This window comes from Roseovarius sp. (assembly GCF_040219995.1).
Lineage (GTDB): Bacteria > Pseudomonadota > Alphaproteobacteria > Rhodobacterales > Rhodobacteraceae > Roseovarius.
This window is the reverse complement of sequence record NZ_JAVJUC010000035.1, coordinates 17,938-29,652: the sequence shown is the minus strand read 5'-3', so window position 1 is coordinate 29,652 and position 11,715 is coordinate 17,938. Positions and strand designations below refer to the sequence as shown.

The following is an 11,715-nucleotide window of genomic DNA, read 5'->3' as shown; positions in this document are numbered from 1 at the left end:
CTTGCCAAAAATATCCAAAATCCTCAGGCCAGCGCCTGTGCGATCCGCTCGGCCAGTTGCCGCGCCACCTGATCTTTGCCCATGCGCGGCCAGCTTTCCGCGCCCTCACCAGTGATCAGCGTCACGGCATTCTCGGCCCCGCCCATGATGCCCGTCCCGGCGCTCACATCGTTGGCGACAATCCAGTCACAGCCTTTCCGCGCGCGCTTGGCCGTGGCGTGCTCCACCACGTCATGCGTCTCGGCGGCAAAGCCTACCACCAGTGGCGGTCGCCCCTCGGCCATCCGGCTTACCGTCGCTAGGATGTCCGGGTTCTCAGTGAAGTCCAGCACCGGTAGCCCGCCTTCGGTCTTCTTCATCTTGCGGTCGCTTTCACTGGTAACGCGCCAATCGGCAACGGCGGCGGCGAAGACGGCGGCATCGGCGGGCAGCGCGCCCTCGACCGCCGCCAGCATCTCGCGTGCGGTCTCGACGCGGATCACCTCGACGCCTTCGGGGGGCGGCACGATGGCAGGGCCGGTGACGAACACCACCTCGGCCCCGTGTGCCGCCAGCGCCCGCGCAATCGCCGTGCCCTGCGCCCCGGAGGATCGGTTGGCGATATAGCGCACCGGGTCGATGGGCTCATGCGTGGGGCCGGACGTGACCAGCACGCGCCGCCCCCGGAGTGGCCCGTCTGCCAGCGCCGCCTCAACTGCGGCGAGGATCTCGGGCACCTCGGCCATACGGCCGGGGCCATGTTCGCCGCAGGCCATGTCGCCCTCATTCGGGCCGACAAAACCGATGCCGTCGCCAATCAGTGTGTCGATATTGCGCTGCGTCGCCGCGTGCTGCCACATCCGCACATTCATTGCCGGGGCCAGCAGCACCGGCGTGTCCGTGGCCAAAAGCAGCGTCGAGGCCAGATCATCCGCATGGCCCTGCGCCATCTTGGCCATCAGATCGGCGGTGGCGGGGGCCAAGACGATCAGATCGGCCGAGCGGCTGAGCTCGATATGCCCCATCTCGGCCTCGTCGGTCAGATCGAAAAGGTCCGAGAAAACCTTACGCCCGGCGAGCGCCGAGACCGACAGCGGCGTGACGAACTCCGTGCCTGCCCGTGTCAGCACCGGCGTCACCTCGGCACCGTGCTCGCGCAGCCGCCGGATGAGGTCGAGCGACTTGAACGCCGCGATGCCGCCGCCGATGATCAGAAGAATACGTTTCGAGGTGAGCATGCGCGTTCCTTCCAGGGCCGCGCTGACAGTAGGGCGGGTGCCGCGCGCGTGCAAGGGCAGGGCCGCTACTGAAACGCCGCGCAGGGATCGGGGCGGTCGGCGGCGGGGGCCGATTTGACCGTGTCGAACTCGCCCTCGATCGGGCGGTCATCCTCGGTCTGGCCCAGCACCCAGACGTCGAGATCTGGCGCCACCTCGGCCAGCACCGCAGGTACGCCCCAATCGCGGCGCGCATGGCCGTTGCCGGTGATCACCGCGACCGGCCCGCCGGTCTCGTCCATCGCGCGGATCACTGCCCGCGCCAGCACCGCATCGCGCAGGCGTTGCACGGCGACCATGCCGGGCAGCATGTCTTCCGGCAGCGCGTCGCAATGCGCCGCCATCTGCATCGCCTCGCGAGTGGCCTGCTCTGCCGGGTCGAGACCGCGGTGGAGGCCGTAGCGCGCAGCCTCCTCGCCGAATACCTTCGCCGGACCGATGTCAAACACCTCGCGCGCTATGGGACGCGGCACCAGCGCGCCGTAAATCTCCGCCTCTGGGGCGGCGGTGAAGATCGGGTGATACATGGTGAAGTCGGGCCAGCCGCTATCTGCCCAATCGAGTGCCTCGGCCAGCGCCTTTGCATCGCCGCGTAGTTCGGTTGTCACCTGCGCGGCCTGGTCTTCGGTCAGCATTTCAAAAACGATGGCGGCGGGCTGAAACCGCGCAACCTGCGCTGCCTGTTCGGCGTGATGGGCGGGATTGTCATGCACCTCGCCCAAGATCACCACATCTTGCGCCGCCACTGGAAGGGCGGCGCATAATCCGAATGTCAGGGCAAGGGCGCGCAGGCTCATGCAAGCAGGTTCTGCACCTCGCCGCCGTGCTTTTCAAGATGTTTGCGCATTTTCTGGAACGCCGCCGCCTCAAGCTGACGCACCCGCTCCTTGGACAGGCTCAATTCCTCGCCGAGACTTTCGAGCGTGCGCGGCGCATCCCGCAGCTTGCGCTCGCGGACGATGAACCGCTCGCGCTCGTTGAGCTTGCCCATCGCATCGCCCAGCCAATCGCGCAGTGCCTGTAAGTCGTGATCCTTCTCGACCAGCTCATCGCCGCGCGCGCCCTCATCCTCGATCGTGTCGATCCATTCGCGCCCCTCATCCTCGGAGGATTGTGTGGCATTGAGCGAGAAATCGGAGCCCGACAAACGCCCTTCCATCATCTCGACATCACGCAGCGGCACGCCGACCTCATGGGCGATCATCTCGCGCAGCTGGTAGCCGTCTAATTCCTCGCCATTGGCCATCGCCTCGCGCTCGATCCGCGCCTGAACCCGGCGCATGTTGAAGAACAAAGATTTCTGGCTGGAGGTGGAGCCGGTGCGCACCATTGACCAGTTGCGCATCACGTAATCCTGAATGCTGGCCTTGATCCACCACACCGCGTAAGTCGAGAACCGCACGCCCCGGTCGGGGTCGAACTTGTCAGCGGCTTTCATCAGGCCCAGCCCGGCCTCTTGGATGAGGTCATTCATGGGCGCGCCATAGCGTCGGAACTTGGAGGCCATCGATATGGCCAGACGCATGTAGGCGGTAATCAGGCGGTGCAGGGCCGCCTCGTCGCGGTGGTCGCGCCAGGCATAGGCAAGCGCGAGTTCGGTCTCCGCGTCCAGCATTTCCGCTTTCATCGCGGTGCGGGACATGTTGCTTTGCTGCGGTGCATCGAGTGGCATGTGATCCCCCTGTCATGCATCTGGTGCCAATGGCTCTTTCTGAGCAAGTCACGGAGTGTTACGCAGGGACATGCCGACCGGATCAAAATAAGAAAGGTCTCAAACTCATGTTGCCGCCACTGACCCTGGTGCTTGGAGGGGCCGCCTCCGGCAAATCGGCCTATGCCGAGGGGATGGTCACGGCCCATGGCGGCGCGCGAATCTATCTTGCCACCGCCGAGGCGCATGACGCCGAGATGCGCGCCAAGCTCGAGCGGCACCGTGCCCGGCGCGGCCGCGCTTGGCGCACACTCGAAGCCCCGCGCGAGCTTGGCCCGGCGCTTGGGCAGGCAGGGCCGGGCGACATTGTCCTGCTCGATTGCGCGACGATGTGGCTCTCAAACCATCTGCTGGCCGAAAGCAATCTGCCCCAGGCCGAAGCAGCACTCTTCCATGCGCTAGACACCTGTGCCGCACCAGTGGTCGTGGTCTCAAACGAGGTCGGTTTGTCGGTGGTCCCAGACAACGCCCTCGCCCGCCGCTTCCAGAATGCGCAGGGTGCGCTCAACCAGCGCTTGGCCGGGCGCGCGGGGTTGGTGGTGCACGTGATCGCGGGCCTGCCGCAAGTGCTCAAGGGTGTGCTGCCATGAGCCGCTTTTTCTGGGTCCGGCACGGTCCGACACATGCCAAATCCATGGTCGGCTGGTCCGACATTCCCGCCGATCTGAGTGATACCGCGCGGCTGGCGCGGCTCTCGGCGCATCTGCCGGAAGGGGCTGTGGTGGTATCCTCCGACCTTGTCCGCGCACGCGCCACCGCCGATGCCATCGCCGGGCCACGCCTGCGCCTGACCGATGAGCGTGACTTGCGCGAAATCCATTTCGGTGAGTGGGAGCTACAGGGCTTCGACACGATCCCCGATCAGGATCACCTGCGTGCCTTCTGGGAACGTCCCGGCGATATCCGACCGCCCGGTGGCGAAAGCTGGCACGAGGTTTCAACCCGCGTCTCGGGTGCCGTGACACGCCTGCGCGCCACCCATCCGGGGCGCGATATCGTCGCAGTGGCGCATATGGGTGCGATCCTCACGCAGGTGCAGGCGGCGCTCGGGATCAGCGCCTATGACGCCTTCGCGCACCGGATCGAGAACCTTTCGGTGACGGAACTGCACTGGCAAGAGAGCGGCTGGCAGGCACGCGGGATCAATCATTGTCCGTAAGCGAACAACAGTCGTCTGACCCACCGTACCGCCCGCGCTAGCGCTGCCGCTCTCCCAGCGAGAGTGTATGAGCGCGCAGCCATTCCATAAAGCCGCGCGGATCGCTTTCGAGCATCTTCATCTTTTCGTTGCTCACCGGAGCGCCCACGACCGGACGCTGCGGCCGGTTGCAGCTATGCACCACCTCATGCAGCAAGAGGCCCTGCCGCAGGGTCGCCGAAATCCGGTTGGCCATCTGATACCAGCGCGAATTCGATCCGGGAAAGAAGATCGGCACCACCCGCGCACCGGACCGGCGGATCATCTGCGCGGTGAACACGTTCCATTCCCGCTCTACCGCCGGGCCGAACATGGTGTCCGACGAGGCCACCACACCCGAGGGAAAGACACTGATCACACCGCCCTCCTTGAGATGCGCCATCGCCTTGGCGCGCATCTCGACAGATTTGCGCTGCGCGTCAGGTTCGTGCGGGAACGGCACCGAGATCATGTAGGAGGCTGCGACCTCGTCAATGCCGGTCAGCAGCGCGCGCGTCAGTATCTTGTAATCGCTGCGCCGCCGCCCGATCAGATCGGCCAGGATCATCCCGTCGACCAGACCATGCGGATGGTTGGCAACCACCACCACCGGACCGTCGGCGGGAATGTTGTGCACCTCCTCATCGGGGGTCAGCAGGGGAATCCCCATCGTATCGAGAGCGGCGCGCCAAAACGGCTGCCCGGTGGGGGCGCCGCGCTTCTCGAATTGGCGGATCATGCGGACGATGGTGATCTTGCCGGTCAGCCATTCCATCGCCCGGATGATCGTCGATGTCATGGGCGAGTCGAAACTGTTGGCATAGGTCAGGCTGCGGCGGTCATACTTTGTGAATAGGACCGTTTCGCCGGCCTCGCTGCCGGTCTCGTTCTGCGCGTTGGTGCTCACTGCCCCGTCCCTGCTCCGCTCTTCATCCCCGCTTGGGGGGTCTCCCGCGCGTTCACATGTCCTCGCCGAAACGATCCGCGATCAACGCCGCCATCGCATCGGCTAGCGGTTCCGCATCGGACCCGGCGATTTCGACGTCAATAGTGCTTCCTTTGGCCGCTGCCAACATCAAAAGCCCCATGATGCTGTCGCCCGATGCCGATTGCCCGTTATGCGACACCTCGGCGGTTGCGTCAAATCCCTCGACCACCTCGACCAGTTTGGCGGCGGCGCGGGCGTGCAACCCCTTTTCGTTCACGATCTTCAACTGACGCGTGACCTTATCCATCATCTGCCGCCCCCTCTTATTCCATGGTCACATTGTGACTGTCGATGTATTTGCGCCCCGCATCCAGCGCGGCGCGCACCGCCTCGGATACGCTCAGATGGCGACTCTTGGCCAGCTTGATCAACATCGGCAGGTTCGCCCCGTAGAGAATCCGCCGATCATCGGGGCGGCAGGCACGCAGCGACAGGTTCGACGGCGAGCCGCCGAAAATATCGGTGACCAGCACCACCCCGCCCCCGCTATCGACGGAATCCGCAGCGGCGCAGATCTCGTCCTGCTTGCGCGCGCGATCATGATCGCCTTCAATGGTGATCGCGACAATACCGGATTGGCGGCCGACCACATGTTCGACCGCCCTCAGATATTCGCGGGCCAGCCCGCCATGCGCCACGATCACGATTCCGATCACGACTTGGGTCACTCCTCAGATGGGGGCGGCGCGGCCAGTTCAGGGCCGCGCCGCTCCAGTTCGCGATGCCTTATAGACACGCGCCAGCCGTCCTGCGCAAGGGTGGCCGCGAGGGTTTCTGCCATCGCAACACTGCGATGCTGTCCGCCGGTGCAGCCGAAACCGATGGCGAGATAGGCCTTGCCCTCGGCCTCGTAGGCGGGCAGCAACTCTTCGACCAGCGCCGTCACCTTGGCACGAAAGCTCTCGAAACGCGGATCAGACCGCACGAAATCACCGACCTCGGGCGCGCGCCCATCGAGACCGCGCAGCGACGGCTCCCAATAGGGATTGTTCAGGAACCGGCAATCCAGCGCCATGTCGAGCCCGCGCGGCAGGCCGCGCTTGTAGGAAAACGAATGCACCGACACTGCCAGCCGGACGGCACCGCGCGGGATGAACCAACGTTCCAGGTCCGCGCGCAGGTCGTGCGGCGACATATCGGATGTGTCGATCACCAGATCGGCCCGCGCGCGCACCGGTCCAAGCAGGTCGAATTCCCGCGCGATGCCCAGTTCGGCACTTTCCGCCGGCGCAAGGGGATGGCGGCGACGGGTCTCGGAAAAGCGCCGCTGCAGAACCTCGGGGCGACAATCGAGGTAGAGAACCTGCAAGGGCAGCCCGGCATGCCAGTCGCGCCGGTCGATCAACTCGACCAGCGCATTGGTCGAGAAATCGCGGTTGCGCACGTCGAGACCCAGCGCGAGAGGCTTGTCCGGCGGCGCGCCCCCTTCCAGCAAACGGGGCAGCAGGCTTAGCGGCATGTTGTCGATCGCCTCAAAGCCCATATCCTCGAGCGCCCGAATGGCGGTGCTGCGCCCAGCCCCCGATGGGCCGGTCACCAAGACCAGACGTGGGCGCCCGTCTCCCGCCACCTCTGTTGCTTCTGTATCCGCGTTGATGGTCATGCTGGCATCAGGCCTCAACTTATCGTCCCATATCTGAGATATAGCAGGATCACGGCAGGAAAATGCGGATGCGGCGATTTTCCGAAGGACGGCAGGCGCAGATCCATCACGGTTTCGTGACAAAGGGACGGCAGCCGGTCGGTTTCGCTGCGGTCCAGATCGACCACGCAGGCCACGGGCGCGGGCCCGGTCTGCGGCAGATGCAGGATGCCCAACCCGCGCGCCTCGATCCGGCCGCGGATCGTGTCGGGCGCATCGGCGATCAGCCGATCATCGTTCCGCCAGAGCCGCGTGCGATCATCGGCGACCAGCGTGGCCCCGAGCGCAATGAGTTGCAGGGCCAGCCCCGACTTGCCCTGCCCCGCCGCACCACGAATGAGCGCGGCGCGTCCTTCCAGCGCCACGCAGGTGGCATGAATGACAATCTCTTGAGCGGGCGCGTGGGCGGTCACCGGATCAGACCGGCAGGCCCACGACAAAGCGCGCGCCCAGCGGATCGGAGGTGGCATCGGCATGTGTGGGACGGATGTTCTCGGCCCAGATCACACCGTCATGCGCCTCGACGATCTGCTTGGAAATCGCCAGGCCCAGCCCGGAATTGTTGCCGAAATCGCCCTCGGGCCGCTCGGAGTAGAAGCGTTGAAACACCTTTTCCAGCGCCTGATCCGGAATGCCCGGGCCGGTATCCTCGACCACGACCAGCACCCGGTTGGCGCGCCGCCGGGCCCAGACCCGGATCGCGTCGCCCTCTTCACAGAAACTGATCGCATTGGTGATCAGGTTGACGAATACCTGCGCCAGACGCGCCTCCAGCCCGGTGATGACAATGGGCTGTTCGGGGAAATCGGTGATGAAATCGACGCTCTTCTTCTCGGCTTCCTCGCCCAGATACTGGCCCAGATTGCGCAGCATCGTCAGCAGGTCGAACGCTTCCTGCTCTTCCTTCACCAACTCGCTGTCCAGCCGCGATGCGTTGGAAATGTCGCTGACCAGTCGGTCGAGGCGGCGCACGTCATGTTCGATCACCTCCAGCAGGCGCTCGCGCTGATCCTCACGCTTGGCGATGCGCATCGTGCCCACTGCCGAGCGCAGGCTCGCCAACGGGTTCTTGATCTCATGCGCCACATCGGCGGCGAATTGCTCGTTACTCTCGATCCTGTGGTAAAGCGCACCGACCATGCCCCGGAGCGCACCCGAGAGACGCCCGATCTCATCGGGCCGCGCGGTAAGGTCGGGAATGCGGATGCGCCCGCCCGCACCCTTTTGGCGGTTGCGCTCACGCCCGATCTCGGCGGCTGCGGCCAGGTCGGCAAGCGGGTTCGAGATGGTCGAGGCGAGGATCAGGCTGAGCCCGACCGAAATCAACGTGGCGATCAGGAACATCTGCAAGACGCGCTCGCGCTCGACCCGCGCAAGCTTGTCGATTTCGCCCGAGGCATTGGCCAGCGCCACCACCGCGACCGGTGTATTGCCCTGCAAAACCGGGGCTGCCGCCGAAAGGATCGTGCCGCTCGGCCCAGCGGCACTGCGCACCTGCACGCCGTCGGCCACCGCCGAGTCAACCATATCACGGACCATGCCCTCTAGGCTGCGCACGGCGTCGGCGTCAGGGCCGCCCGAGAACGGGGCCGACATCCAGTCCCAAAACCGTCCGAGGAAATCCGTCATCGGCGTTGCCGGCAGTGCGCGGTCTGCACCGCGGCGCGACACGTTGCCGGATTTTTGCCCCAACAGCATGCCGGTGCGGTCAAACAGTAACAACTCGGTGCCGGTCTCGACATTGAGGCGCGCCAGCGTGTCCTCGACATCAAGCCCGTCGCCGGTGGCGAAATTGATCGGTGCCGTCGCCGGAAGCCGGGCCTCGACCACGTCCGACATCAGCGCCGCGTTCTGCGTCAGGCTATCGACGCGCTGCCTAACCATCGTGTCATGCGACCCGCTGAGATATAGGATGCCCACGACCAGCACGTTGAGCGCGATGAGGTTGAATGTGACGATCTTGCGTGTCAGCGAGGATTCGCGCAGCGATAGGAAGCCGCGCCGCGCGCGGCGCGCGGTCAGTTCGGCCTCATCGACACGGTCGGGGGCCACGAAATCATCCCCAAGGACGAGATCGCTGTCTTTTCGCGGCGGCAAATCGCGCACGTCTATCCCCTCGGCAAGGGTCATTATTCTTCGTTGTACCGATATCCGATACCATAAAGCGTCTCGATCGCCGAGAATTCGGCATCAACCACGCGCAATTTCTTGCGCAGACGCTTGATATGGCTGTCGATGGTGCGGTCGTCGACATAGACCTGATCGTCATAGGCCACATCCATCAGCTGATCGCGACTCTTGACGAAACCGGGGCGCTGCGCGAGGGCCTGCAACAGCAAAAACTCAGTCACGGTCAGCGACACGTCCTGCCCTTTCCAGCTTACCGCGTGGCGCAGCGGGTCCATCCGCAGATAGCCGCGCTCGATCACCTTGGTCTCTTCGGTTTCGGCCACGACCTCGCCGTTCTGCGCATCCTGCCGCCGCAGGAGCGCGCGGATGCGCTCCACCAGAAGCCGTTGGGAAAACGGCTTTTTCACATAGTCGTCGGCCCCCCATGCGCAGGCCAAGAACCTCGTCGATCTCGTCATCCTTGGAGGTCAGGAAAATCACCGGCATCTGCGATTTCTGGCGCAGACGCTGCAACAGGTCCATCCCGTCCATGCGCGGCATCTTGATGTCGAGCACGGCCATGTCCGGCAATTTCTTGCTGAACGCGTCGAAGGCCTGTTGCCCGTCATTATATGTTTCCACCTCGAAACCTTCGGCCTCGAGTGTCATCGCTACGGATGTCAGAATATTCCTGTCATCGTCCACAAGGGCGATCCTGGACATTGCTTTATTCCTTATTGCTGCTCAGATTACCTGCATTTTTTGTGCCATTATGTGCCTTTTCCCACTGCATTATCAATCCAAAACTGCGAATCACCGGGGTCGCGCCGCCCCATTGGGGCAAAAAATTGTTGCGAATGGCTAAATTGACTCACTTTTCTCCGAGAGGGCGACCCGCGTTTTGGCTAACAGCCATCTGGTTGCGCTAACTTGACCGTGGTTGCGCTAACTGCGTGAAACCGCCCTGTTATTTTACGGAAACGTCATGTTAAGACGCGCGCAGCCGGGCAAGGTGCCCGACCGGCGCCGCCCGCCGGCGCCCCCTCTCTGATCCCGCGTTTCCGCGGATTCGACGAACAGGAGCAAGGCAACATGACATTCGGACGGGTAAACCCGCAATTCCGGCTCGAAGATCAGGGCATCACCGGGCTGGGCAATGTCTATTACAACCTCATCGAACCGGCGCTGATCGAGGCCGCGCTCAAGCGCGGCGAAGGCACCCTCGGCAATGGCGGCGCATTCCTCGTGACCACCGGCAAATTCACCGGCCGGTCGCCCAAGGACAAGCACATCGTCAAGACCGACAACGTCGCTAGCAGCATCTGGTGGGAGAATAACGCCGCCATGTCGGCGCAGGGGTTCGACGCGCTCTACAACGACATGCTCGCCTATATGAAGGACGGTGACTATTACGTGCAGGACCTCGTTGGCGGGGCCGATCCGGCGCATTCGATCAATGTGCGTATGATCTCGGAACTGGCCTGGCACAGCCTGTTCAACCGCACCATGCTGCGCCGACCCGAACGCGAGACGCTCGACAGCTTTATCGCCGATTTCACGCTGATCAACTGCCCCGGCTTCAAGGCGGACCCCGCCAAGCATGACTGCCGCAGCGAAACCGTCATCGCGATGAATTTCGAGCGCAAGATGATCCTCGTGGGAGGCACCGAATACGCGGGCGAGAACAAGAAATCCGTGTTCACCCTGCTCAACTACCTGCTGCCTGAAAAGGGCATCATGCCGATGCATTGCTCGGCCAACCATGCCAAGGGCAACCCGGTCGACACCGCCGTGTTCTTTGGCCTGTCGGGCACCGGCAAGACGACGCTTTCGGCCGATCCCGCGCGCACGCTGATCGGCGATGACGAGCATGGCTGGTCGGATCGGGGCACCTTCAATTTCGAGGGCGGCTGCTATGCCAAGACGATCAACCTCGATCCCGATGCAGAGCCTGAAATCTACGCCACAACGTCGAAATTCGGCACGGTGATCGAGAACATGGTGTTCGACGAGGACACGCTCGAACTCGACTTTGCGGATGACAGCCTGACGGCGAACATGCGCTGCGCCTACCCGCTGCACTATATCTCCAACGCCTCCGAGACGGCGCTTGGCGGGCATCCCAAGAACATCATCATGCTGACCTGCGACGCCTTTGGCGTGCTGCCGCCCATCGCGCGGCTGACACCGGCACAGGCGATGTATCACTTCCTGTCGGGCTTCACTTCCAAGGTGGCAGGCACGGAGCGCGGCGTGACCGAGCCCGAGCCGACCTTCTCTACCTGCTTTGGCGCGCCCTTCATGCCGCGCCGCCCCGAGGCCTATGGCAACCTGCTGAAAGCCAAGATCGCCAAGCACGGCGCGACCTGCTGGCTGGTCAATACCGGCTGGACCGGCGGTGCCTATGGCACCGGCTCGCGCATGCCCATCCAGGCGACGCGCGCGCTGCTGACGGCGGCACTCGACGGCTCACTCGGCGATGTGGAATTCCGCAAGGACGAGAATTTCGGCTTTGACGTGCCGGTGGCCGTACCGGACGTGGCCGAAGTGCTGCTCGACCCGCGCCGCACCTGGGACGACCCGGCAGCCTATGACCGTCAGGCGGCCAAGCTGGTGCAGATGTTCGCCGACAATTTCGCGCAATACGTCCCGTTCATCGACGAGGACGTCAAGGCAGCGGCCATCGGTTGATTGATGAGGTCCCGGGCCCGAGGCCCGGGGCCGGACCTTCTTGTCGAGACACAAGAATGTGGTCTGACGCGGACTTCTGATTGAGGCACCCGCGCGATGCGCGGTTCGCTCCAAGGTCCGCAACAGGCCAGAAAGCAACCA

12 protein-coding genes and 1 pseudogene are annotated in these 11,715 nt (G+C 64.0%); 3 read left to right on the top strand and 10 right to left on the bottom strand.

The window, feature by feature from the left end; translation table 11 throughout:
* Positions 1-23: 23 nt before the first annotated feature.
* From coaBC to RID11_RS15215, 3 genes are all read right to left on the bottom strand, one after another.
* Complete coding sequence (gene coaBC / locus RID11_RS15225; RefSeq protein ID WP_350140690.1) at positions 24-1,217, bottom strand: bifunctional phosphopantothenoylcysteine decarboxylase/phosphopantothenate--cysteine ligase CoaBC; 1,194 nt, start codon at positions 1,215-1,217, stop codon at positions 24-26.
* A gap of 65 nt (positions 1,218-1,282) precedes the next feature.
* A complete protein-coding gene (locus RID11_RS15220; protein ID WP_350140687.1) occupies positions 1,283-2,053 on the bottom strand; it encodes a ChaN family lipoprotein in 771 nt (256 codons plus the stop codon).
* Complete coding sequence (locus RID11_RS15215; protein WP_074785847.1) at positions 2,050-2,928, bottom strand: RNA polymerase factor sigma-32; 879 nt, start codon at positions 2,926-2,928, stop codon at positions 2,050-2,052. The genes RID11_RS15220 and RID11_RS15215 overlap by 4 nt, the downstream gene beginning before the upstream one ends.
* Before the next feature lie 107 nt (positions 2,929-3,035).
* Here RID11_RS15215 and cobU point away from each other — a divergent pair, with 107 nt between their 5' ends.
* The gene (gene cobU, locus RID11_RS15210; protein WP_350140685.1) at positions 3,036-3,557 is read left to right on the top strand and encodes a bifunctional adenosylcobinamide kinase/adenosylcobinamide-phosphate guanylyltransferase; all 522 of its coding nucleotides are present in this window, start codon (positions 3,036-3,038) and stop codon (positions 3,555-3,557) included.
* Complete coding sequence (locus RID11_RS15205; protein WP_350140683.1) at positions 3,554-4,126, top strand: histidine phosphatase family protein; 573 nt, start codon at positions 3,554-3,556, stop codon at positions 4,124-4,126. The genes cobU and RID11_RS15205 overlap by 4 nt, the downstream gene beginning before the upstream one ends.
* Before the next feature lie 37 nt (positions 4,127-4,163).
* Here the strand turns inward: RID11_RS15205 and RID11_RS15200 are convergent, their stop codons facing one another.
* From RID11_RS15200 to RID11_RS15170, 7 genes and pseudogenes are all read right to left on the bottom strand, one after another.
* Positions 4,164-5,051: a lysophospholipid acyltransferase family protein gene (locus RID11_RS15200; protein ID WP_350140681.1), complete on the bottom strand. Its 888-nt coding sequence runs from the start codon at positions 5,049-5,051 to the stop codon at positions 4,164-4,166.
* A gap of 52 nt (positions 5,052-5,103) precedes the next feature.
* Positions 5,104-5,379 carry an HPr family phosphocarrier protein gene (locus tag RID11_RS15195; RefSeq protein WP_502949360.1) on the bottom strand — a complete coding sequence of 92 codons (276 nt, stop codon included), beginning with the start codon at positions 5,377-5,379 and terminating at the stop codon, positions 5,104-5,106.
* A 16-nt stretch (positions 5,380-5,395) separates the two neighbouring features.
* A complete protein-coding gene (locus tag RID11_RS15190; RefSeq protein ID WP_350140677.1) occupies positions 5,396-5,788 on the bottom strand; it encodes a PTS sugar transporter subunit IIA in 393 nt (130 codons plus the stop codon).
* 8 nt (positions 5,789-5,796) lie between these two features.
* Positions 5,797-6,735, bottom strand: coding sequence for an RNase adapter RapZ (gene rapZ, locus RID11_RS15185; RefSeq protein ID WP_350140675.1), 939 nt, complete (start codon positions 6,733-6,735; stop codon positions 5,797-5,799).
* A gap of 14 nt (positions 6,736-6,749) precedes the next feature.
* Entirely contained in the window at positions 6,750-7,187 is a 438-nt protein-coding gene (locus RID11_RS15180; protein WP_350140673.1) for an HPr kinase/phosphorylase, read from the bottom strand.
* Between the two features lie 4 nt (positions 7,188-7,191).
* Positions 7,192-8,904, bottom strand: a complete 1,713-nt coding sequence (locus RID11_RS15175; protein WP_350140671.1) for an ATP-binding protein — start codon at positions 8,902-8,904, stop codon at positions 7,192-7,194.
* Positions 8,904-9,606 (bottom strand): annotated as a pseudogene (locus RID11_RS15170) (response regulator transcription factor). The gene RID11_RS15175 and the pseudogene RID11_RS15170 overlap by 1 nt, the downstream one beginning before the upstream one ends.
* Before the next feature lie 369 nt (positions 9,607-9,975).
* Between RID11_RS15170 and RID11_RS15165 the strand changes: the two are divergent.
* On the top strand, positions 9,976-11,574 hold the full coding sequence (locus RID11_RS15165) for a phosphoenolpyruvate carboxykinase (protein ID WP_350140669.1): 1,599 nt from the start codon (positions 9,976-9,978) through the stop codon (positions 11,572-11,574).
* The last annotated feature ends 141 nt before the right edge of the window (positions 11,575-11,715 follow it).